This is a genomic window from Burkholderia sp. KBS0801 (genome assembly GCF_005937855.2).
Classification (GTDB): domain Bacteria; phylum Pseudomonadota; class Gammaproteobacteria; order Burkholderiales; family Burkholderiaceae; genus Burkholderia; species Burkholderia ambifaria.
The window spans coordinates 542,468-565,610 of sequence record NZ_CP042179.1 but is presented as its reverse complement, the minus strand read 5'-3'; the positions used below and the strand labels follow the sequence as shown (position 1 = coordinate 565,610).

Annotated in this window: 17 protein-coding genes and 1 pseudogene; 9 read left to right on the top strand and 9 right to left on the bottom strand. The window is 69.2% G+C overall.

Annotated elements, in window-relative coordinates; all coding sequences use genetic code 11:
- The first annotated feature begins 109 nt into the window (after positions 1–109).
- The 5 genes from FFI87_RS32095 (at position 110) to FFI87_RS32075 (ending at position 4,299) form a co-directional block, all read left to right on the top strand.
- Positions 110–1,468: a Rieske 2Fe-2S domain-containing protein gene (locus tag FFI87_RS32095; RefSeq protein ID WP_138850488.1), complete on the top strand. Its 1,359-nt coding sequence runs from the start codon at positions 110–112 to the stop codon at positions 1,466–1,468.
- A complete protein-coding gene (gene benB / locus FFI87_RS32090) occupies positions 1,465–1,953 on the top strand; it encodes a benzoate 1,2-dioxygenase small subunit (RefSeq protein WP_138850487.1) in 489 nt (162 codons plus the stop codon). The genes FFI87_RS32095 and benB overlap by 4 nt, the downstream gene beginning before the upstream one ends.
- 38 nt (positions 1,954–1,991) lie before the next feature.
- On the top strand, positions 1,992–3,017 hold the full coding sequence (gene benC / locus FFI87_RS32085) for a benzoate 1,2-dioxygenase electron transfer component BenC (protein WP_138850486.1): 1,026 nt from the start codon (positions 1,992–1,994) through the stop codon (positions 3,015–3,017).
- Entirely contained in the window at positions 3,014–3,790 is a 777-nt protein-coding gene (gene benD, locus FFI87_RS32080; protein ID WP_041490267.1) for a benzoate diol dehydrogenase BenD, read from the top strand. Before benC ends, benD begins: the two co-directional genes overlap by 4 nt.
- A gap of 116 nt (positions 3,791–3,906) precedes the next feature.
- A complete protein-coding gene (locus tag FFI87_RS32075) occupies positions 3,907–4,299 on the top strand; it encodes a RidA family protein (protein WP_138850485.1) in 393 nt (130 codons plus the stop codon).
- Here the strand turns inward: FFI87_RS32075 and FFI87_RS32070 are convergent.
- From FFI87_RS32070 to FFI87_RS32055, 4 genes and pseudogenes are all read right to left on the bottom strand, one after another.
- A pseudogene (locus tag FFI87_RS32070) lies at positions 4,299–4,397 on the bottom strand (SDR family NAD(P)-dependent oxidoreductase); the annotation flags it as partial. The gene FFI87_RS32075 and the pseudogene FFI87_RS32070 sit on opposite strands and share 1 nt — an antisense overlap.
- Before the next feature lie 35 nt (positions 4,398–4,432).
- Positions 4,433–7,570: an efflux RND transporter permease subunit gene (locus FFI87_RS32065; protein WP_138850484.1), complete on the bottom strand. Its 3,138-nt coding sequence runs from the start codon at positions 7,568–7,570 to the stop codon at positions 4,433–4,435.
- Positions 7,567–8,676 (bottom strand): efflux RND transporter periplasmic adaptor subunit, encoded by a 1,110-nt coding sequence (locus FFI87_RS32060; RefSeq protein ID WP_138850483.1) that lies wholly within the window; start codon positions 8,674–8,676, stop codon positions 7,567–7,569. Before FFI87_RS32060 ends, FFI87_RS32065 begins: the two co-directional genes overlap by 4 nt.
- A gap of 82 nt (positions 8,677–8,758) precedes the next feature.
- The gene (locus tag FFI87_RS32055) at positions 8,759–9,376 is read right to left on the bottom strand and encodes a TetR/AcrR family transcriptional regulator (protein WP_006753846.1); all 618 of its coding nucleotides are present in this window, start codon (positions 9,374–9,376) and stop codon (positions 8,759–8,761) included.
- A 76-nt stretch (positions 9,377–9,452) separates the two neighbouring features.
- Between FFI87_RS32055 and FFI87_RS32050 the strand changes: the two genes are divergently transcribed.
- Entirely contained in the window at positions 9,453–10,913 is a 1,461-nt protein-coding gene (locus FFI87_RS32050; RefSeq protein WP_138850869.1) for an efflux transporter outer membrane subunit, read from the top strand.
- A 200-nt stretch (positions 10,914–11,113) separates the two neighbouring features.
- Here FFI87_RS32050 and FFI87_RS32045 read toward each other — a convergent pair whose 3' ends face one another.
- Genes FFI87_RS32045 through coxB form a run of 4 tightly spaced genes read right to left on the bottom strand, consistent with a single transcriptional unit; the run spans position 11,114 to position 16,807 of the window.
- Positions 11,114–12,706 (bottom strand): cytochrome c, encoded by a 1,593-nt coding sequence (locus FFI87_RS32045; RefSeq protein ID WP_138850482.1) that lies wholly within the window; start codon positions 12,704–12,706, stop codon positions 11,114–11,116.
- Positions 12,697–13,098 carry a cytochrome C oxidase subunit I gene (locus FFI87_RS32040; protein ID WP_138850481.1) on the bottom strand — a complete coding sequence of 134 codons (402 nt, stop codon included), beginning with the start codon at positions 13,096–13,098 and terminating at the stop codon, positions 12,697–12,699. The genes FFI87_RS32045 and FFI87_RS32040 overlap by 10 nt, the downstream gene beginning before the upstream one ends.
- Positions 13,095–15,734 (bottom strand): cytochrome c oxidase subunit I, encoded by a 2,640-nt coding sequence (gene ctaD / locus FFI87_RS32035; RefSeq protein ID WP_138850480.1) that lies wholly within the window; start codon positions 15,732–15,734, stop codon positions 13,095–13,097. Before ctaD ends, FFI87_RS32040 begins: the two co-directional genes overlap by 4 nt.
- Before the next feature lie 14 nt (positions 15,735–15,748).
- Complete coding sequence (gene coxB, locus FFI87_RS32030) at positions 15,749–16,807, bottom strand: cytochrome c oxidase subunit II (protein ID WP_138850479.1); 1,059 nt, start codon at positions 16,805–16,807, stop codon at positions 15,749–15,751.
- A gap of 273 nt (positions 16,808–17,080) precedes the next feature.
- On the opposite strand from coxB, the gene FFI87_RS32025 reads away from it, so the two are divergent.
- On the top strand, positions 17,081–18,064 hold the full coding sequence (locus FFI87_RS32025) for an SDR family oxidoreductase (protein WP_138850478.1): 984 nt from the start codon (positions 17,081–17,083) through the stop codon (positions 18,062–18,064).
- A gap of 5 nt (positions 18,065–18,069) precedes the next feature.
- A complete protein-coding gene (locus tag FFI87_RS32020; protein WP_138850477.1) occupies positions 18,070–19,848 on the top strand; it encodes a glycoside hydrolase family 15 protein in 1,779 nt (592 codons plus the stop codon).
- A gap of 161 nt (positions 19,849–20,009) precedes the next feature.
- Here FFI87_RS32020 and FFI87_RS32015 read toward each other — a convergent pair whose 3' ends face one another.
- Complete coding sequence (locus tag FFI87_RS32015) at positions 20,010–21,836, bottom strand: thiamine pyrophosphate-requiring protein (RefSeq protein ID WP_138850476.1); 1,827 nt, start codon at positions 21,834–21,836, stop codon at positions 20,010–20,012.
- A gap of 164 nt (positions 21,837–22,000) precedes the next feature.
- Here FFI87_RS32015 and FFI87_RS32010 point away from each other — a divergent pair, with 164 nt between their 5' ends.
- Positions 22,001–23,101, top strand: coding sequence for an enolase C-terminal domain-like protein (locus FFI87_RS32010; RefSeq protein WP_138850475.1), 1,101 nt, complete (start codon positions 22,001–22,003; stop codon positions 23,099–23,101).
- Positions 23,102–23,143: the final 42 nt, after the last annotated feature.

The following is a 23,143-nucleotide window of genomic DNA, read 5'->3' as shown; positions in this document are numbered from 1 at the left end:
ACGGCGCGGCGGCGCGCATGCGCCGCCGCCGGCCGGGCTCCCGCGAGATTCAATCGATACCGATGCGAGCGTGCTTGCAGGACCCGGCACGCGCACAGGAGGAACCAACATGTCCGCCACGATCGACCCCACCACCGAACTGGACCACCTGCTCGCCACCGCCGTGCAGGACGACAAGGAAGCCGGCGTGTTCCGCTGCCGCCGCGACATCTTCACGAACGAGGCGCTGTACGAGCTCGAGATGAAGCACATCTTCGAGCGCAACTGGGTGTACCTCGCGCACGAGAGCCAGATCCCGAACAACAACGATTACTACACGACGTGGATCGGCCGCCAGCCGGTCGTCATCACGCGCGACAAGGCCGGCGAGCTGCACGCGGTGATCAATGCCTGCGCGCACAAGGGGGCGATGCTGTGCCGCCGCAAGCACGGCAACAAGGGCAGCTTCACGTGCCCGTTCCACGGCTGGACCTTCTCGAACACCGGCAAGCTGCTGAAGGTGAAGGACGAGAAGACGACCGAGTATCCGGTGCAGTTCAACACGCACGGCTCGCACGACCTGAAGAAGGTCGCGCGCTTCCAGAGCTATCGCGGCTTCCTGTTCGGCAGCCTCAGCGACGACGTGCTGCCGCTCGAGGACTACCTCGGCGAGGCGCGCGTGATCATCGACCAGATCGTCGACCAGGCGCCGAACGGGCTCGAGGTGCTGCGCGGCAACTCCTCCTACATCTACGAAGGCAACTGGAAGATGCAGATGGAGAACGGCTGCGACGGCTATCACGTGAGCACCGTGCACTGGAATTACGCGGCGACGATGGGCCGCCGCAAGGAAGACGGCACCAAGGCCGTCGATGCGAACAGCTGGAGCAAGTCGGTCGCGGGCGTGTACGGCTTCGACAACGGCCACATCCTGCTGTGGACCAAGACGATGAACCCGGAAGTGCGGCCCGTGTACCGGCACCGCGACGAGATCGAGGCGCGCGTGGGCGCGGCGCAGGCCGACTTCATCGTGAACCAGACGCGCAACCTGTGCGTGTACCCGAACGTGTTCCTGATGGACCAGTTCAGCACGCAGATCCGCGTGGTGCGTCCGCTCGGCGTCGACAAGACCGAAGTCAGCATCTTCTGCTTCGCGCCGAAGGGCGAGAGCGAAGCCGACCGTACGACGCGGATCCGACAGTACGAGGATTTCTTCAACGTGACCGGAATGGGCACGGCCGACGATCTCGAGGAATTCCGCGCATGCCAGGCCGGCTACGCGGGCATCACGGCGATGTGGAACGACCTGTCGCGCGGCGCGCCGCTGTGGATCCACGGGCCGGACGAGAACGCGAAGAAGATGGGGCTGAACCCGCGCATTTCGGGCGAGCGCAGCGAGGACGAAGGGCTGTTCGTGTGCCAGCACGAACACTGGGTGAACGTGATGCGCGATGCACTGAAGAAGGAACGCGCGGAGGTGGCGGCATGAACATCGATTACCGGACCATTTGCGCGGCGCTGTATCGCGAAGCGCGCCTGCTCGACGATCGCGAGTGGGACGAGTGGCTGACCTGCTACACGGAGGACGTCACGTACTGGATGCCCGCATGGGACGACGACGACCGGCCGACCGACGATCCGCAAAGCGAGATCTCGCTGATGTACTACGCGGATCGCGGCGGCCTCGAGGATCGCGTGTTCCGGATCAAGACGGAGCGCAGCGGCGCGTCGACGCCCGAGCCGCGCACCAGCCACAACGTGACGAACGTCGAGGTGCTGGCCGAGCGCGACGGCGAGGTGGACGTGCGCTACAACTTCGACACGCTCAACCATCGCTACCGCGTGACCGATCACTACTTCGGCACGATGTTCGTCACGCTGCGCAGGGTGAACGACGCGCTGCTGATCTCGAGCAAGAAGATCGTGCTGAAGAACGACTATATCCGGCAGGTGCTCGACGTGTATCACGTCTGACGCCGATTGTTTCGACAGTAACCGAGGGAGACGAGGTCATGTCCACCTACAAGATTGCACTGAACTTCGAGGACGGGGTCACCCGCTTCATCGACTGCAAGGCCGGCGAGAAGGTGCTCGACGCCGCGTTTCGCGCGAAGATCAACCTGCCGATGGACTGCTCCGACGGCGTGTGCGGCACCTGCAAGTGCCGCGCGGAAAGCGGCAGCTACGACCTCGGCGACGACTACATCGACGACGCGCTCACCGAGGACGAGAAGGACGGCGGCCTCGTGCTGACGTGCCAGATGGTGCCGCAAAGCGATTGCGTGATCGCGGTGCCGACCTCGTCGGTCGCGTGCAAGACCGGCCACAGCGCGTTCGCCGCGACCGTGACGAAGGTCGAGCCGCACAACGACGCGGCGATCGTGCTCGAGCTCGACGTCGACGCGGCCGCGCCGGCGTTCCTGCCGGGCCAGTACGTGAACATCGGCGTGCCGGGCAGCGGCCAGCACCGGTCGTACTCGTTCTCGTCCGCGCCGGGCGACACGAAGGTCGGATTCCTGATCAAGAAGATTCCCGGCGGCGTGATGAGCACGTGGCTCGAATCGGCGGCGCCCGGCGACACGCTCGAGCTGAACGGGCCGCTCGGCAGCTTCTACATGCGCGACGTCGCGCGGCCGCTGCTGTTCCTCGCGGGCGGCACGGGCCTCGCGCCGTTCCTGTCGATGCTGGAGGTGCTCGCGCGCGGCGGCTCGCAGCAGAAGGTGCACCTGATCTACGGGGTGACGCGCGATCTCGACCTGGTGCTGGTCGACGCGATCGAAGCGTATGCGGCGAAGCTGCCGAACTTCAGCTTCGCGACCGTCGTCGCCGATGCGGCGTCGAACCATGCGCGCAAGGGCTGGGTCACGCAGCACATTCCGGCCGATGCGCTGAACGACGGCGACGTGGACGTCTACCTGTGCGGGCCGCCGCCGATGGTCGATGCGGTGCGCCAGTACTTCGACGACCAGGGCGTGAAGCCCAACAGCTTCCACTACGAGAAGTTCACGCCGAACAACGTGACGGCAAAGGCGGCATGACCATGCAACGATTCTCCGGAAAGGTCGTCGTCGTCACCGGCGCGGCGCAGGGCATCGGCCGTGGCGTCGCGCTGCGTGCGGCGGCCGAGGGCGGCCGCGTGCTGTTCGTCGATCGTGCGGAATTCGTGGCCGAGGTGGCCGCCGAAGCGCCGGGCGGAAACACGGCCGGCTTCGTCGCCGATCTCGAGACCTACGACGGCGCGCACGCGGCGATGGCGTGCGCGGTCGCGACGTTCGGCCGGATCGACGTGCTGATCAACGGCGTCGGCGGCGCGATCCGGATGCGGCCGTTCGCCGAGTTCGAGCCCGCGCAGATCGACGCGGAAATCCGCCGCTCGCTCATGCCGACGCTCTACAGCTGCCACGCGGTGCTGCCGCATCTGCTGGCCGGGGGCGGCGGCACGATCGTCAACGTATCGTCGAACGCGACGCGCGGAATTCGCCGCGTGCCGTACTCGGCCGCGAAGGGCGGCGTCAATGCGTTGACCGCGGCGCTCGCGATGGAATACGCGGAGCACAACATCCGCGTGGTCGCGACCGCGCCCGGCGGCACCGCGGCGCCGCCGCGCCGCGTGCCGCGCAATGCGGCCGGCGACAGCGAGCAGGAACAGGCGTGGATGGCCGAAGCGGTGCGGCAGGTGACCGACTCGACGTTCTTCAAGCGCTACGGCAGTCTCGAGGAACAGATCGCGCCGATCCTGTTCCTCGCGTCCGACGAGGCGAGCTACATCACCGGCACGGTGCTGCCGGTCGCGGGCGGCGATACGGGTTGAGCGGCGCACTGCTTGCCGAATCGTGCTTCATGCGTGCACGCGCCGCAGCCGTGCGTGCACGCTATCCGACACTCACATGATCGGCCGGCGCCGCGAGCCCGGCCACGGAGACACTCATGCGCGAACGCGAAGCGATCATTCCGGCAGGAATGGAAGACGTGTACGAAAAAATCGGCTATGCACCGGCGATCAAGGTCGGCGATACCGTCTACGTGTCCGGCCAGATCGGCCGTGACGCCGCGATGCAACTGGTGGAAGGCCGCGAAGCGCAGATCGTGAAGGCGTTCGAGAACCTGAAGCGCGTGCTGGAGGCCGGCGGCGCTTCGCTCGACGACGTGGTCGACCTGACGACTTTCCATACCGACATGCGCGACCTGCCGCTGTTCATGCAGGTGCGCGACCGCTATTTCCATGCGCATCCGCGGCCGGCGTGGACTGCTGTCGGCGCGCACATGCTGGGCGGTTCGGCGGGTTATATCGTCGAGATCAAGGCGGTTGCGGTGCTGTAACCGAACACGCGGCACCCGCGCTTCGCGAACTTCTCGGCGGCGGCGCGCCCGATGCCCGACGACACGCCGGTCACGACGACAACGGTGGGGTTCGACATGGCTGTTTCCTTCGATACGATGAACGGGGTGGGTATCAATCGCGCGCGTCGAGCGCGGGTGCAAGCGTAGGTTCGGGAGACGACGCCTCGTGCTCGCCACGGCGCGAACCGGCGGCATGGCCGGGCCGGATTCGATACCAGATCGCATACATCGCGGGCAGGAACACCAGCGTGAGGACCGTGCCGGCGAACGTGCCGCCGATCAGCGTGTATGCAAGCGTTCCCCAGAACACCGAGTGGGTGAGCGGAATGAACGCGAGCACCGCCGCCATCGCGGTCAGGATGACCGGGCGGGCCCGCTGCACGGTCGCTTCGACGACCGCATGGAACGGGTCCAGCCCCGCGAGTTCGTTCTGATGGATCTGCCCGATCAGTATCAGCGTGTTGCGCATCAGGATCCCCGACAGCGCGATGAGCCCGACCAGCGCGTTGATGCCGAACGGCTGCCCGAACAGGATCAGCGTCGGCACCACGCCGATCAACCCGAGCGGGCTCGTCAGGAACACCATCACCATCGCGGAGATCGAGCGCACCTGGAAGATGATGATGACGAGCGTGATCGCGAGCATGATCGGGAACAGCGGCAGCATCGCCGCGGTCGCCTTGCCCGATTCCTCGATGGAGCCGGCCTGCTCGATCCGGTAACCGCTCGGCAGCTTGTCGGCGATCGGTTGCAGCGCCTTCGTGATCGCGGCCGATACGTCGGGCGGCTGCAAGCCGTCGGCGATGTCGCCGCGCACGGTGACGGTCGGCACGCGATCGCGCCAGCGCATGATCGGCTCCTCCATTCGCACGTCGACCTTGCCGACCTGCGACAGCGGAATGTGCTGGCCGTTCGCGCCGACGAGCGTGAAGTCGGCGAGCCGCGCCGGGTCGAGCCGCGTATCGCCGCCCGAACGCGCGATCACCTGCACGGTTCGAATATCCTCGCGCACCGCCGTGACGGGCACGCCCGTGAGCAGGAACTGCAGTTGCTGCGCGACCGCGCCCGACGTCAATCCGACCGCCTGCAGGCGATCCTGCTGCAACGTGAAGTGCATCGTCGGTGCGCGCGTGCCCCAGTCGGCATTGACCGTGCGCATCATCGGGCTGCCGGTCATCACGCGCTGCACATCGGTTGCGATGCCGCGCAGCGTGTCCGGATCGGGGCCCGTGATCCGGTAGGCCACCGGGAACGGCGAATACGGACCGAACACGAGTTGCGTGACGCGCACGCGCGCTTCGGGCGCGAGGCCGTCGGCGATGACTCTTCGCAGTCGCGCCTTCAATGCATCACGTTCCTCCTGGCTGTCCGTGCGCACCACGATCTTCGCGAACGACGGATCGGGCAGCTCCGGCCCCATCGCCAGATAGAAACGCGGCGCACCCTGGCCGACATACGCGGTGACGATCCGCGCTTCCTTCTGTCTGGCGAGCCATGCCTCGACCTTCGACGTGGTGGTGCTGGTCTGCGAAATCGACGTGCCGTACGGCATCTGTACCTCGATCAGCACCTCGGGGCGATCGGAGACGGGGAAAAACTGTTTCTTGACGATCGCCATGCCGAGAATCGCGAGCACGAACAGGCCGACGACCGAACCGGCGACCAGCCATTTCCGGGCGATCACGCGCGTCAGCAACTGGCGGAAGCGGTTGTAGCGGGGCGTGTCGTAGATCGCATCGTGACCGCCTTCGAACTTCTTGAAGTCCGGCAGCATCTTCACGCCGAGGTACGGCGTGAAGGCCACCGCGATGACCCACGACGCGATCAGCGCGATCCCGACGATCCAGAACATGTTGCTGGTGTATTCGCCGGCGGTGGAGCGCGCGAAGCCGTTCGGCATGAAGCCGACCGCGGTCACCAGCGTGCCGGCCAGCATCGGCGCGGCCGTATGGCTCCACGCGTAGGCCGACGCGGCCACGCGGTCGTAGCCTTCCTCCATCTTCACGACCATCATCTCGATCGCGATGATCGCGTCGTCGACCAGCAGGCCGAGCGCGAGGATCAGCGAGCCGAGCGTGATGCGGTCGAAGTTCTTGCCGGTCGCGGCCATCACGACGAACACCACGGCGAGCGTCAGCGGCACGGCCGCGGCGACGACGAGGCCCACGCGCCAGCCCATGCTGACGAAGCTCACCAGCATCACCACGAGCAGCGCGGCGAAGAACTTCACCATGAACTCGTCGACGGCGGAGCTGATGTTCACGGACTGGTCGGTCACCTTGGTCAGGCTCATGCCGAGCGGCAGCCCGGTATTGATCGCGCCGACCTCGTGGTCGAGCGCCTTACCGAGGTCGAGGCCGTTCCAGCCGTCGCGCATCACGATGCCCAGCAGCAGCGCGGGTTCGCCGTTGTTGCGGATCAGGAACGTCGACGGGTCTTCGTAACCGCGCTCGACGGTGGCGATGTCCGACAGTTTCAGCGTGCGACCCTGCGCGACGATCGGCGTGTCGCGAATCTTCTGCAGCTTGTCGAACGCGCCGTCCACGCGAATGAAGATCTCCGGGCCGCGCGTCTCGACGGAGCCGGCTGGCGTCAGCGCGTTCTGTCCGTTGAGCGCGGCGAACACGTCCTGCGGGCTCACGCCGAGCGTCGCGAGCCGATCGTGCGACAGCTGGATATAGATGCGCTCCGCCTGCTCGCCGATGATGTCGACCTTCTTCACGCCGGGCACGTGCAGCAGCCGCTGGCGCAGCGTCTCCGCGTCGCGCACCAGCAGGCGCTGCGGCTCGCCCTTGGCCTTCAGCGCGAAGAGGGCGAACGTGACGTCCGCATATTCGTCGTTGACCATCGGCCCGATCACGCCGGACGGCAGATCGTTCGCCACGTCGCCGATCTTCTTGCGCGCCTGATAGAACTGCTCCTGCACCTCGGACGGCGGCGTGCTGTCGAGCAATGTCAGCGTCGTGAAGGCCAGGCCGGGGCGCGTGTAGGTTTCGGTGCGGTCGTACCAGCGCAGCTCCTGCATGCGCTTTTCGATCTTTTCGGCGACCTGGTCGTGCATTTCCTGCGCGGTCGCGCCGGGCCACGCGGTGACGATGGTCATCACCTTGACCGTGAAGGCCGGGTCTTCCGCGCGGCCCAGCTTGAAGAACGACACGAGCCCGGCGAGCGAAATCAGGCAGATCAGGAACAGCGTGACCGCGCGCTCGCGCACCGCGAGCGCCGACAGGTTGAAGCGGCGCTCGCTCACGGCCGTGCTCCTTCGCTGGCGACCGCGACGGCCTGCGGCGACACGCGGACCGTCTCGCCTTCGCGCAGCAAGTGGGCACCGAGTGCGACGACGCGCTCGCCTTGCTTCAGCGCGCCGGACACGCGGGCGCTGTCGTCATCCAGATGCTCGAGCCTGACCGGCCGCCATGCAACCCTGGCCGGATCGCCGGCGACGACCCATACACCGGGGCCCTTGCCGGCATCGAGCAGCGCGCCGATCGGCACCTGCAGGCCGGCTTGCGGCGCGACGTCCGCGATCCGGATCGTCACGGTCGCACCCAGCGGTGCGCCGGCCAACGCACCCTGCAGCACATAGCGCGCTTCGAACGTGCGCGTTCTGGCATCCGCGGTATCGGAGAGCTGGCGCAGCGTCGCAGGAACGCTCGCGTCCTGCTTGCCGAACAGCTCGGCCTGCGCGTTCGACCCGATCGCCGGGCGCAGGGTTTCGGGCAGCTGGATCACGGCCTCGCGGCTGCCGGCGTGCGCGAGCCGCACCACCGGCTGGCCCGCGCTGACGACCTGACCGGGCTCGGCGAGCGTTTCCATCACGACGCCGTCGCCGTCCGCGACGAGTTCCGCATAGCCGGTCGCATTGCGCGACACGTTCGCGTCGGCCTCGGCGGCGCTCAGTTGCGCCTTCGCGGCATCGGCCGCCGCCTTGATCTGGTCATAGGCCGACGCCGATATCGCCCCGGTGCCGCGCAGGTCGCGGTAGCGGGCTTCGTCCTCGGCGGTCTGCCGCGCGCGGGCCCGCGCCGCGGCCACGGCCTCGTCGCGTGCGCGGGCCGCGAGCTTCAGGTCGACGGGGTCGAGCCGCATCAGCGGCTGGCCGCGCCGGACGGTTTGACCGGCATCGACGAGCCGCTCCTGCACCTTGCCGGACACCCGGAACCCAAGGTCGCTCTGCACACGGGCGGCGACGGTTCCCGTAAACGCGCGGGACGCGGGCACGGCCGCCTGCACGACGGCGGTACGCACGAGCGGCGCTTCCGTGCGCGGATCGGAAGGCGCTTTTCCGCTGCACGCGGCTAGCGCGAGCGGCAGTGCGGACGCGACTGCGAGGAGAGCGAGGCGATGCCTGACCATGAAAGACCCAGTGACGAAGTGTTCGGGGCTTTCATTGTGGATCTAGTGACTAAAATAGTCAATGGTCACAAATGGCGATGCATCACGGGGCGAGGCTGCGCAGAACGAGGTTCGACAACTGCGCGGGCGCGGCGTCGGTCGTGTCGAGGTTGTATTGCAGCAGCAGCGGATTCAGGTACGGGCGCATCACCAGGTAGATCGCCATCGCGGTTTCGTCCAGCGGCGTCTTGCGCTCGAACTCGCCGTTTTGCCGGCCTGCCTGCAGCACGTCCTGCAGCAGTTTCTGCACGCGCGCTTCGTAGGCCTGCACCGATTGCCAGTTCCCGGTGGCGGCCGAGGCGGCGATGTCGTACAGCTTGCGGTCGCGGAAAAACAGCCGCAGGCTCGCTTCGGTAAAGACCTTGAACATCCGCCGCAGCTTTTCGGTGGGTAGTTCGGCCTCGGCGACGGCCGCGCGCACCTCGGTTTCGATCTCGTGCAGGCAGTTCGCGCAGATCATTTCGCCGATCGCCTGTTTCGACTCGAAGAACTTGTAGATATAGGCCTTCGAGAAGCCGATCGCCTTCGCGAGATCGGACACGGTCGTCTTTTCATAGCCGTAGCGGCTGAAGTGCTCGGTGGCGGCGACGACGATCTGGTCCCGGACGTCATGGTCGGCCGGCCCCCGCGCGGGGGCCGGGGAAGAAGCGGTTTTTTTCATGGGCTGCAGCCGACAGGATGGACAACGAGTGACTATTTGGTATTATAGTCACTATCGAATTCTTGCGAAAACCGTCATGCTACCCAAACCCGTCGTTGCCGCGGTTCTTGTTGCCGTCCTGTTGGCGGGTTGCGCCGTCGGTCCCGACTATGCGCGCCCGGAGGTCGCGATGCCGCAGCGATTCCAGGGCCAGGCCGCCGTGGACCAGCGGCACGCGGCCGCCGATGCCGACCTCGCGACGTGGTGGACCGGGTTCGGCGATCCGCGACTCACGCGCTACGTCACGCTGGCACTGGCGCAGAACCTCGATCTCGCGCAGGCCGCCGCACGCGTCGCGCAGGCGCGCGCGGCGGTGGGGGCGGCGAATGCCGCGCTGCTGCCTTCGGGCGAGGTGAGTGGTCAGGCGGCGCGCGTCTATCAGTCGGTCGAAACGCCGTTGGGGCGGGTGCTGAATTCGGCGCCCGGTTTCGATCGTCACGGCAGCGACTATGAGGCCGACTTCAACGCGAGCTGGGAGCTGGACGTGTTCGGCGGGTTGCGCCGCGGCCGCGAAGCGGCGCTGGCCGACTACCAGGCGTCGGAAGCCGGCGCGGTGGCGACGCGCCTTGCCGTCGCCGCGCAAACCGCGGACATCTACATCACGATTCGCGGATTGCAGGGCCGGCTGAAGGTCGCGCGGCACCAGGTGCAGACCGAGCAGGATCTGTTGTCGACCATCAGTCTGCTGTATGGCAAGGGCCTCGCGGCGGAGCTTCAGGTCAGGCAGGCCGAAGGCGCGCTCGCGCAGGTGCGCGCGACGGTGCCGGTGCTCGAAGCGGCGCTCGACACAGCGATGAATGCGCTCGACGTGATGCTCGGTTCGCAGCCCGGCACGCATCGCGCGGAATTGCTCGACGGCGGCGACGTGCCGGTTGCGCCGCGCATCGCGGCGACCGGAACGCCCGGTGAGCTGCTCAGGCGGCGGCCCGACCTGATCGTGGCCGAGCGGCGCGTGGCGGCGGCGAACGCGCGCATCGGCGTGGCCATCGCCGAGTATTACCCGAAGTTCTCGCTGAGCGGGCTGATCGGCAGCGCGACGACGATGGGCGTGGGCAACCTGTTCACCGGCGGTGCCAACCAGGCCGCGGGCGTGCTCGGCCTGCGCTGGCGCCTGTTCGACTTCGGCCGGATCAATGCGCAGATCGCGCAGGCCAAAGGGCAGGATGCCGAAATGCTGGCCGCGTATCGGCTCGCGGCGCTGCACGCGACCGAGGACGTCGAAAACGCGTTCTCGGCGCTCGTCAAGCGCGACGAGCAGGCAGCAGTTCTTGGCGGCGGCGTGGATTCGCTGGGCCGGGCGAGAGCCGCGTCGTTTGCGGCGTACCAGAAAGGCGTCGTCAGCCTGATCGAAGTGCTGCAGGCCGATGAAAACCTGCTGCGGGCGTCCGACCAGCGCGTGCAGGCGCAAACCGAATCCGCACGCGCGGCGGTCGCGGCGTTCAAGGCGCTCGGCGGTGGGTGGCAGGCGCCGGAATCGGAAGCGGTGGCGGCGCGGTAACGACTTCGTCGGAATGCGGCCGGTTCGGCTGCGAATGCGACCAATGTCCGTCATCGCCGGAATTGGGTTGGCCGCGACCCGCGCCGTGGATATCGTCGCCCACGCGGGCTACACACGATGAACACGACGAACGCGATGCGCGTGCGCCGCTCCGGTGACACCGGCATGCGCGATGCGCCGAACGGCGCGATCGGACGCCGTCATCGATGAATCGCCGCCCGCAACCGCCTCACCTCCTGCTCCGACACCGGCGCGGCGCGATTCCCCCACGCGCCGCGCACATAGCTGACCACCGCCGCGATTTCGCTGCTCGTCAGTGCGCCGCGCATCGCCGGCATCCGCTGCACGGGGCCGTTCGTGCCGGGCGCCGGCCGCGCGCCTTCGACGACGATCCGGATCGCGCTCGTCGGATCGGCCGCGAGCACCGCCGAATTCCCCGCGAGGGGCGGCCCGTGATCGCGCACGCCGGCGCCGTCCGCGCCGTGACAGCGCGCGCAGAACCCCGCATACACGCCGGCGCCCGGCGCCTGCTGACCGCCTTCCGGCCGCGGGCCGGCGGCCGTCAGCCGCGGGACGCCTACGCCCAGCGGGTTCGTCGCGGCGGTCGGTTGCGCGGGCAACGATTTCAGGTACACGGCGATCGCGCGACGATCGTCGTCGCTGAGCAGCGCGGTGCTCTCTTCGACGACCGGCGCCATCGCGCCGAACACCGCGCCGCGCACCGCATGGCCGCTGCGCAGGAAGGCGGCGAGCTCGTCGATCGTCCAGCGGCCGAGGCCGTCCGTGTCCGCGCCGGTCAGGTTCGGCGCAAACCAGTGATCGTTGATGCCGCCGGTCAGGAACGCCGGGCTGCGCTCGTCGTAGCCGCGCTCGTTGTAGGCCGGCCCGCGCGGCGTATGGCACGCGCCGCAGTGGCCGAGGCCCTGCACCAGATACGCGCCGCGATTCCATTGCGCCGATTGCGACGGTTGCGGCACGAACCGGTCGCGGTTCGCGAGTGCGAGGCTCCATAGCCCGAGCGCCCAGCGCTGGTTGAACGGGAACGGCAGCCGCGTGAGCTTCGCCGCGTTCGCAGACGGCGCGACGCCGCGCATGAAATACGCATAGAGCGCGCGCACGTCGGCGTCGGTCATCCGCGCGAACGACGGGTAGGGCATCGCCGGGTACAGCCAACTGCCGTCCGCGCGCACGCCGCGCCGCAACGCGTCGTCGAACTGCTGCAGCGTGTAGTGGCCGATTCCGTGCGCCGGATCCGGCGTGATGTTCGGCGCATAGATCGGCCCGAACGGCGAATTCACCGGCTGGCCGCCCGCGTAGGGCGTGTGATCGGCCGCGTCGTGGCAGGCCGCGCAGTCGCCGGCGAGCGCGAGGTAGCGGCCGCGCGCGATCGTCGCGGCGTCGGCGTTCGCGGCGGCAGCGGCGACCATCGGGCGCCGAGCCGGCTTGGCGGATGCCGCGTCCGCCGGCGCGGCGGCCGATGAGGCCGACACCGTCGACGCCGACGACGCAGCCGCGGCAGGCGCCCCGGAAAGCCTGCGATCCTCTTTCACGCGAGCCGACATCGACGCGCCGGCATCGGCCGCCGACGCACCGATCCGCACGAAACGCCAGCCCGACGCGGGTTCGGGTGCTTCCGCCGCCGACGCCGCGTCGGCCGTATCGCCGGGGGACGCAGGATGGTCGTCCTGCTGCATGTCGCAGGCGGCGAGCGCGACGCAAGCGGCGAGTACGGCGAGTGCGACGCTGATCGCGCGCCCGGGAAAGCGGAACGAAGTGAACGAGATCAGCGCCATGGACTGCACGGCCCCACGAAAGCCGACACGACGCCCGTGAACACGAGACCGATCACGAACCCGAGCGCGGCGAGCATCCCGCAGCGCGCGAGGAATCGCGTGCTGTCGTCGCGCGTCGCGGCCTGGACGTTGGCGTCGTGCCGGCGTTGCCACGTGCGCACGAGCCAGGTGGCGAACGCCGCCGCCAGCGCGAACGCGCCCGCGGCGATCAGCGCGAGCCACACGCCCACGTGCGCCCAGCGCGGCACGGCCTGCGCGACGCCGAGCGGATAGCACGCGGTCGACGCGAGCGTCTCGGACGCGAGCATCTGCGCGAACCACAGCGCGGGCGCGCCGATCAGGCCGGCCGCGATCGCGAGCAGGGGAGTCCACGAGCGTCGCGTGCCGTTCATCCCGATCTCCTGAGCCAGTACGGCGACACGTACAGCGCGGTGAAGATGAACAGCCACACGATGTCGACGAAGTGCCAGTAGAGCCCGCCGACCGTCAGCGCGACGCGCCGCTCGCCGCTGAAGAAGCCGGCGGCCGTCCAGCCGGCGAGCAGCGCGAGGATCGCGAGCCCGGCTACCACGTGCGCGAGGTGAAAGCCGGTGATCGTGAAGTACAGGCTGCCGTACAGGTGTACGGTCGGGCCGTACGGATGGTCGCGCCACTCGTGCAGCTGAACGAGCGCGAACGCGATGCCGAGCACCAGCGCGACGGCGAGCGCGGCCACCGCGCGCGGCCGCTTGTCGGCCCGCACCGCGCGCTCGGCGAGCCACACGAACACGCTGCTCGACAGCAGCACGACCGTGTTGCCGGCCGCGAGGCCGATCTTCGGCATCCCTTCGGGCGGCCACGGCGCGGACGATTGCGACTGCAGGTAGAAGTAGCAGAACAGCAGGTAGCCGAACAGCCCGGCCTCGGTCACGATCAGCGTAATGACACCCCACCAGCCGCCCGCGCGTTCGCCGCAACTGCCGACGGGCAGCGGCTCGACGCACGCGGCCGGCGCGCCGGCCGGGGCCGCGGCCGACGACGGTTCGTCCGGATGCGCGCCGGCGGCGGCCGACGGCGCCTGCGTGTCGTCGCGGGCCGGCCGGTGCGCGCGCTGTCCGAGCGTGCCGCGCGGCCACAGCCAGATGGTGGTCGCGATCGCACAACCGGCGACGGCCACGCACACGAGCGTCGGCGAGCGCGCCAGCATCGCCGCGAACACCGCCGTGGCAAGCAGCGCGAGCACGAACGGCACGCAGGTGTCCTCCGGCATCTTCAGGATCGCGCTCGGCGCCGCCGCGAGCGGCGTGACGGCGAGCGCCTCGCGGCCGTCGGCGAGCCGGTAGCCGACCCGCAGGCTGGTGCGCTTCGGATCGTCGCGGGTTTCCCACAGCGGATGCCGCGAGCCGACGAGCGGCAGCACCGCGAAGTTGTACACGGGCGTCGGCGACGCGACCGACCATTCGAGCCCGGCGCCGCCCCACGGATTCTCGCCGGCACGCGCGCCGCGCCGCGCGCTGACGAGCGCGTTGACGACGAACATCACGATGCCGATGCCGAAGATGAACGAGCCGATCGTGGTCAGCAGGTTCGACGTGTCCCAGCCCATCCCGGACGGATAGGTATAGATGCGGCGCGGCATCCCGAGCAGCCCGGCAACGTGCATCGGGAAGAAGCCGAGGTTGAAGCCGACCAGCAGGACCCAGAACGTCAGGCGTCCGAAGCGCTCGTTCATCATCCGCCCGGTGAACTTCGGGAACCAGTACGTGACGCCGCCGAGCACCGGGAACACGTTGATGCCGAGCAGCACGTAATGCAGGTGCGCGACGATGAAGTACGTGTCGGTCAACTGCCAGTCGAGCGGCACCGCGGCCGTCATCACGCCGGACACGCCGCCGACCACGAACATCAGCACGAAGCCCGCGAAATACAGGAACGGCGTGCGGAACACCGGGCGGCCGGTCCAGATCGTCGCGAGCCACGCGAACACCGCGACCGCGCTCGGGATCGAGATCAGCATGCTCGCCGCGCCGAAGAACGCGAGTGCGAGCGGCGCGATGCCGGTCGCGAACATGTGGTGGACCCACACCTCGAAGCCGATCAGCATCGTCGCGACCGTCGACACCGCGACGGCCTCGTACGCGACGAGCGGCCGGCGGCAAAAGGTCGGCAATGCGTCCGACACGATCCCCATCGCGGGCAGCACGACCACATACACCCACGGGTGCGCGAACATCCAGAACAGGTGCTGCCACAGCAGCGGCCGCCCGCCGTTCGCGACGTCGAAGAAGTGCGTGCCGGCATTGCGGTCGAGCCACAGCAGCAGGAACGCGAGGCTCACCGACGGCACCGCGACGAGGTTCGCGACCGATGCGGTCAGCGTGCCCCATACGATGATCGGCAGCCGGTCGATCGACATCCCGTGCGCGCGCATGCGCAGCAGCGTGACGACGAAGTTCGCCGCGCCGCCGGTGGTCGAGATGCCGAGCAGGATCATCCCGAGCGCGTAGATGTCGATGTTCGCGCCGGCGCTGTAGTCGAGCGACGTGAGAGGCACGTAGTTGAACCAGCCGCCGTCGGGCACCGCGCCGAGCGGAAAGCTCGCATACAGGAACAGCCCGGCGAACAGGAACGCCCAGTACGAGAACGCATTGAGCCGCGGGAACGCCATGTCGCGCGAGCCGAGCATCAGCGGCCACAGATAGTTCGCGAAGCCGGACAGCACCGGCAGCGCGTACAGGAAGATCATCGTGACGCCGTGCATCGTGAACAGCGCGTCGTACTGCGCGGGCGTGAGCACCGTCGCGTTCGGCCGCGCGAGCTGGATGCGCATCACGAGCGCCTCGACGCCGCCGAGCAGCAGGAACGCGAAGGCGGTGACGATGTAGCGCAGCCCGATGCGCTTGTGATCGACCGTGCCGAGCCAGCCGCGCCAGCCGGGTTCCGATTCCCACAGCGCGGCGAGCGCGCGCTCGTGCGCGGAGCCCGGCGGCGCGTCGCCGAGGTCGGGCACGCGGCTGAGCGCGGTGGGCGTGTCGTGGGCAACGGCCATTCGTGATCCTCCGTTCAATGCAGCGTCGCGAGATAGGCGGCGAGATCGTCGGCGTCGCGCGGCGCGAGCGCGAACGACGGCATCAGCGTCTGCGGCTTGATCTGCTGCGCGTGCGCGATCCAGCGCCGCAGGTTGTCGGGCGTGTTGTCGAGCGTGCCGGCCGCGAGCAGCCGCCGCGACCCGACATGCGACAGGTCGGGGCCCGCGTCGCCCGCCGCATCGGTGCCGCGCACCGCGTGGCAGCCCGCGCAGCGCGTGGCGAACACGTGCCGGCCGCGCTGCTCGGCGCCGGCGGCGGGGGCGGGAGCCGGCTGCCGCTGCGCGGCGAGCCACGCGCGAAACGCGTCCGGCGGCTCGGCCACGACCTCGAACGCCATGTGCGCGTGCTGCGCGCCGCAGTATTGCGAGCACTGTCCGCGATAGACGCCGGGCCGGTCGGCTTGCAGCCATTGATGGTTGGTCTGGCCGGGTATCGTCTGCGTTTTGCCGGCCAGTTGCGGGACCCAGAACGCATGGATCACGTCGGCGCTGTTCAGTTCGATCGCGACGGGCTCGCCCACCGGGATGTGGATCTCGTTGGCGGTGACGAACGCGGGGCCGCCCGCGTCGTCCGGATAGCGGACGGCCCACCACCAGTCGTGTGCCGTCACGACGATCGTCAGCGCGGGCGGGCGCGGCGGCGCCGCGACCACGCCGAGCACGCGCAGCATGTACACGAGCGCGCCGAACAGCAGCACGATCGAGATCGCGGAGCCGACCGTCACGATCGCCAGCCCGCTGCCGTGGGCACCGCCTGCGTGCGCGCGACGGCGAAATATCGCGATCAGCAGCAACACCGCGATCGCGATGCACACGAACGTGCACAGTGCGACGAGCGCCCAGCCGAGCACGAACACCGGCCGCGCGGCGGGGCCCGCCGCATGCGCGACGTACGCGAGCGGCAGCGGTCCGGCGGGCCCGGCGGTGGCTTCCCCCAATTCACCGGCCGCACGCGCGACCGCCGGCGCGACGAGGCTTGCGACGGAAGCGAGGCACGCGATGCGGCGCGACTGGGCGAACGGCGGAACGGGCAAAGCGACTCCTTGCCGACGGCATGACCACAAACCGTTCGCGGCCGAGCAATTTCCGTGCGCGCTGCGCATTTGCGTATGGCTCGGAGATTGCGGGCGCAACGTCCGGCGCGTTACAGGCGGCTTGTAAATTAGGCGACCGTTCATCGCGCGCCCCGATTGCAAGGCCCGCACGCTGCGCGGCATGCCGCTTGCTACGCCGATCGCGTTCCGGCACGCAATGCGCAAGCAGCCCTCGGCGTGCGGGCCACCCTGAAACAGCGGGAGGAATCGACCGTGAAGACCGTCGCGATTACCGGTGCGAGCGCCGGCGTCGGCCGCGCGACTGCGCACGCGTTTGCGCGGCTCGGCGCGAACGTCGCGCTGCTCGCACGCGATCCGCGCGCGCTGGACGACACCGCGTCCGAAGTGCGCGCGTATGGCGTCGAGGCGCTGCCGATCGCGGTCGACGTCAGCGACGCCGCCGCGCTCGATGCGGCCGCCGAGCGCATCGAGAACGAACTCGGCCCGCTCGACGTGTGGGTCAACAATGCGATGGTGACCGTGTTCGCGCCTTTCGACGAAATCTCGCCGGAAGACTATGCACGCGTGACCGAGGTCACCTATCTGGGCTGCGTGTACGGCACGCGTGCGGCGCTCGCGCGGATGGCGCCGCGCAATCGCGGCACGATCGTGCAGGTCGGCTCCGCGCTCGCGTACCGGTCGATCCCGCTGCAGTCGGCGTACTGCGGCGCGAAGCATGCGATCCGCGGCTTCACCGACGCGCTGCGCTGCGAGCTGCTGCATGCGCACAGCCGCGTGCGCGTGACGATGGTGCAACTGCCGGCGATCGACACGCCGCAGTTCGACTGGGCCCAATCCACGTTGCCGAATGCGCCGCGTCCGGTCGCGCCCGTCTATGCGCCGGAAGTGGCGGCCGACGCGATCGTGCAGGCCGCGCGTCGTCCGTGCCGCGAGCGCTGGATTGGCTGGTCGTCGCTCGCCGCGATCGCGGCGAACGCGTTCGCGCCGGGCTGCTTCGACCGCTATCTCGCGCTGATGGCCGTGCGCGGCCAGCAGCGCGCGACACCGGCCGGGCCGCGCGAGTCGAATCTGTGGCATACCGTGCCGGCCGGCCATGCGACGCGCGGCGCGTTCACCGCCGAAGCGCGCCGCACCGGCGCCGAAGCGGGCCTTGGCGCGTCGCGCGCGCTCGCGTTCGCGGCGGTCTTCGCGGTGCTCGCGGCGGGCTTCGTCGCCGCGCGCAAGCTGGACCGGTGAGCGCGATGCGGATCGAGGACTACGCGCTGATCGGCGACGGCCGCAGTGCCGCGCTCGTCGCGCGCGACGGCAGCATCGACTGGCTGTGCTGGCCGGACTTCGACTCGCCGCCATGCTTCGCCGCACTCGTCGGCACGCCCGACAACGGCCGTTTCCGCATTGCGCCGCGCGACGCGAATGCACGTGCGGTGCGCCGCTATCTGCCCGGCACCGCGATTCTCGAGACGACCTTCGAAACGTCGTCGGGCTGCATCGTGATCCTCGACTGGATGAGCTGGAATACGGCCGATCCGTGCCTGATCCGCAGCGTGCGCGGCGAGCGCGGCACGGTCGAGATCGACGTCGATCTCGGCGTGCGGTTCGACTACGGGCACGCGCTGCCGTGGTGCCGTCCGTTCGGCCGGCGCTGGCGGATGATGACGGGCGGCGACGCGATGTGGCTCGATACCGAGATGCAACTCGACGTGCAGGACGACCGGCTCGTCGGCTCGCAGCGGATCACGGCGGGCGAGCGCGTGGATTTCGCCATCAGCTACGCGCGTTCGTACGACCGGCCGCCGGTCGTGCCGGACGCCTACGCGTCGGTGCGCGATACGCAGTCGTTCTGGCGCGGCTGGGTGACGTGCAACACGGCGGAAGGTCCGTATCGCGACGCGATCGAGCGTGCGCTGATCACGGTGAAGCTGCTGTCGAGCCTGCGCACCGGCGGCATCGTCGCGGCGCCGACCACTTCGTTGCCCGAACGTTTTGGCGGCGAGCGCAACTGGGATTACCGCTTCTGCTGGCTGCGCGACGCGAGTTTCACGCTGCGCGCGCTGGTGCGCTGCGGGTACCGCGAAGAGGCCGCGCGCTGGCGCGACTGGCTGGTGCGCGCGATCGCCGACCATCCGTCGCAATTGCAGGTGCTGTATGCGGCGGACGGCGGCCGCCGCGCGGCGGAATGGACCGCCCCGCATCTGGCCGGCTACGAAGGCGCGCAACCGGTGCGCTTCGGCAACGCGGCGGCCCTGCAGCTGCAGCTCGACGTGTACGGCGAGGTGCTGGGTGCGCTGTACCATGCGCGCCGTCACGGCTTGCCGCCCGACGACGACGTGTGGATGCTCGAACGGCGGCTGATCGAGCATCTCGCGACGGTCTGGCGCGACCCCGACGAAGGGATCTGGGAAGTGCGCAGCGGCCGGCACCTGTTCACGTCGTCGAAGGTGATGGTGTGGGCGGCGGTCGAAAGCGCGTGCCGCTCGGCGCGCGCGTTCGGTCATCACGCGCCGCTCGACGTGTGGCAGCGCTGGGCCGATGCGATTCGCGACGATGTGCTCGCACGCGGTTACCACGAGCAACTCGGCCGGTTCGTCGAGCGCTACGACGGCGACGGGCTCGACGTGAGCCTGTTGCTGATTCCGTTGACGGGCATGCTCGACGCGTGCGATCCGCGGGTGGTCGGCACCGTTGCCGCGATCGAGCAGGAATTGCTGGAGGACGGACTGCCGTTCCGCTATCGGCCGCAGCCATTCAACGACGGCTGCGAAGGCGACGAAGGCGCGTTCGTCACGGCCGGTTTCTGGCTCGTGCAGGTGTACCGGATGCAAGGCCGCGACGACGATGCGCTCGCGCTGTTCGAACGGCTGCTGAGCCTGCGCAACGACGTCGGGCTGCTGGCCGAGGAATACGACGTGAAGGCGCGGCGCCTGTGCGGAAATTTCCCGTTCACGCTGGCGCAGGTCGGGTTGATCAACGCGGCGCTCGCGCTGCAGGGCGACGGAAGGGACGACGTCGATATCGGTTGACGTGCCGATGCGCTGATGCGCTGATGCGCTGACGTGCTGACGTGCTGACGTGCTGACGTGCTGACGTGCTGACGCGCGGGACGCCGCGCCGCCACGCACGGAACGCGACGGGCGACACCGCGAACGCGCCGTGCTCTGCCGCGGTCGCCACCCGTCCTCCGCTACGACTCCTTCTTGCCTCCCTTGCCACCGTGTTCGCCATTGCCCGGCAGCACGGCCGACAGCACCTGCCGCGCGGTCTCGACGATGACGTTCGCTTCGCGCGGGTCGCCCTTCACCAGCGTCTCGGCGAAGTGCTTTGCCTGCTGCAGCGTCACGTGCGGCGGCAGCGGCGGCACCTCCGGATCGCTTTTCACCTCGAGCACGACCGGACGATCGGAAGCCAGCGCCTCGTCCCACGCGGCGCCGAGCTGTTCGGGATCGTCGACGTAGATGCCCTTCAGCCCGAGCAGCGTCGCGAAGCGCGAGTACGGCACGTTCGGAATCTGCTGCGACGCGTCGAACTTCGGGTCGCCTTCCATCACGCGCTGCTCCCATGTGACCTGGTTCAGGTCCTCGTTGTTCAGCACCATGCAGATCCAGCGCGGATCGGGCCATTGCCGCCAGTACTTCGCGACGGTGATCAGCTCGGCCATGTTGTTCATCTGCATCGCGCCGTCGCCGACCATCGCGATCACCGGGCGCACCGGGTACGCGAACTTCGCGGCGATCGCGTAGGGCACCGCCGCGCCCATCGACGCGAGTCCGCCCGACAGCGAGCCCATCATCCCGCGCCGCATCATCAGGTCGCGCGCGTACCAGTTCGCGCACGAGCCGGAATCGCTCGTCAGGATCACGTCGTCGGGCAGCCGCGGCGACAACTCGGTGAACGCGCGCTGCGGATTCACGCCGCGCCCCGCGCTCGCCTTCGCGGCCGCGCGCGCGGCCAGCGTTTCGTGCCAGTCCGCATTCCATTTCGCGATCCGGTCGCGCCAGCCGGTGTCGCCGCGCTCCTTCAGCAGCGGCAGCAGCGCGCGCAGCGTCTCGGCGCTGTCGCCGACGAGATTCACCTCCATCGGATAGCGCAGGCTGAGCATGTCGGCCTTCAAATCGATCTGCACGCCGCGCGCCTGGCCTTCCTTCGGCAGGAATTCCGAATACGGGAAGCCGGAGCCGACGACGAGCAGCGTGTCGCATTCGGTCATCAGCTCGTAGCTCGGCTTGGTGCCGAGCAGCCCGATCGAGCCCGTCACCCACGGCAGATCGTCCGGCAGCGCGGCCTTGCCGAGCAGCGCCTTCGCGGCGCCCGCGCCGAGCCGGTCGGCCACCGCGATCACCTCGTCGGTCGCGTGCAGCGCGCCCGCGCCCACCAGCATCGCGACCTTCTTGCCCGCATTGAGCACGTCGGCCGCGCGCTGCAGGTCGTCCGCGTACGGCACCACCTTCGGCGGCGTGTAGCCGACCCCCGAATGCACGGTGCCGTGCGCGCGCTTCGGCGGCGCATAGTCGAGCTCCTGCAGGTCGCTGGGCAGCACCAGCGCGGTGACGGTGCGCGCGCCGAGCGCGATGCGCACCGCGCGGTCGACCAGATGGCGCACCTGCGCGGGCACCACTGCAAGCTGGACGAAAGCGCCCGCGACGTCCTTGAGTAGCGCGGGCAGATCGACTTCCTGCTGATAGTGGCCGCCGAGCGCGGCACGCGCCTGCTGGCCGACGATCGCGAGCACCGGCATGTGGTCGAGCCGCGCGTCGTAGAGGCCGGTCACGAGGTGCGTGGCGCCGGGGCCCGAGGTCGCGACGCACACGCCAAGCTCGCCTGTAAATTTTGCATGCGCGGACGCCATGAAGGCCGCCATCTCTTCGTGGCGCGCCTGGATGAATTCGATCTTGCCCTCGGCGCGGCTGAGCGCGCCGAAAAAGCCGTTGATGCCGTCGCCCGGGTAGCCGTACACGCGGCGCACGCCCCAGTCGTACAGCCGTTCGACGATGAAATCCGCCACTGTCGCCATGCCGTTTCTCCTTGGTTCCGGATGAGCCGAAGCGCCGCGCACGGGCGATTCTCCTGCGCGGCGCTGTCGGGCGCTCGCGCAAGGCGCGTGCCGCGCGATCGCGTCGGGCACGGGCGTTGCACGCTGGCGTTGCAAGCAAATGGCAAGCAATCCGGAGCGCAACGATGGCACTTTCCGACGCGCCGGCGATCGACGACGTGCGCGCCCGCGTCTACCGCGTGCCGACCGACCGGCCCGAAGCCGACGGCACCTTCGCATGGCACGCGACGACGATCGTCGTCGTCGAGATCGATGCGGGGCCCGTGACGGGGCTCGGCTATACGTACACCGATGCGAGCGCGGCGCTGCTCGCGAAGTCGATGCTGGCCGACGTGCTGCGCGAGCGGCCGCTCGTCGATATCCCGGCCGCCGTCGACGCGCTGTGGCGCGCGGTGCGCAACGTCGGGCGCGCCGGCGTCGCGGCGACCGCGATTTCCGCACTCGACGTCGCGCTGTGGGATGCGAAGGCGAAGCTCGCGGGCGTGCCGCTCGCGATCCTGCTCGGCCGCGTGCGCGAACGCGTGCCCGTGTACGGCAGCGGCGGCTTCACGACCTACGACGACGCGACGCTCGCCGCGCAGCTCGACGGCTGGCGCAACGAACACATCCGCGCGTGCAAGATCAAGATCGGCGCGCAGGATGCGCGCGATCCGTCGCGCGTGCGGGTCGCGCGCGACGCGCTCGGCCCCGACGTCGACCTGTTCGTCGACGCGAACGGCGCGTATGCGGCGCGCACCGCGCTCGCGTTTGCGGAGAGCGTCGCTGATTGCGCGATCCGCTGGTTCGAGGAGCCGGTCAGCAGCGACGACGTCGCCGGCCTGCGCTTTGTGCGCGAGCACGTCGGCGCGTGCGTCGACGTCGCGGCCGGCGAGTACGCATATACGCCCGACGACTTCCGGCGCCTGCTCGAAGGCCGCGCGGTCGACGTGCTGCAGGCCGATGCGACACGCTGCGGCGGCGTCAGCGGCTTTCTCGCGGCCGCCGCGCTGGCCGATGCGCATCACGTCGACCTGTCCGCGCATTGCGCGCCGGCGCTGCACCGGCAGGTCGGCTGCGTCGCGCCGCGCATGCGCCACGTCGAATGGTTCCACGATCATGTGCGGATCGAGCGAATGATGTTCGACGGCGCGCCGACCGTCGTCGACGGCGCACTCGAGATCGATGCCGCGCGCCCCGGGCTCGGCCTCGAGTTGCGCGAGGCCGACGTCGCGCAGTTCGCGATCTGAATGCATCCGGCGGCAGGGGCCCGCCACGAGCAAGGAGGACCG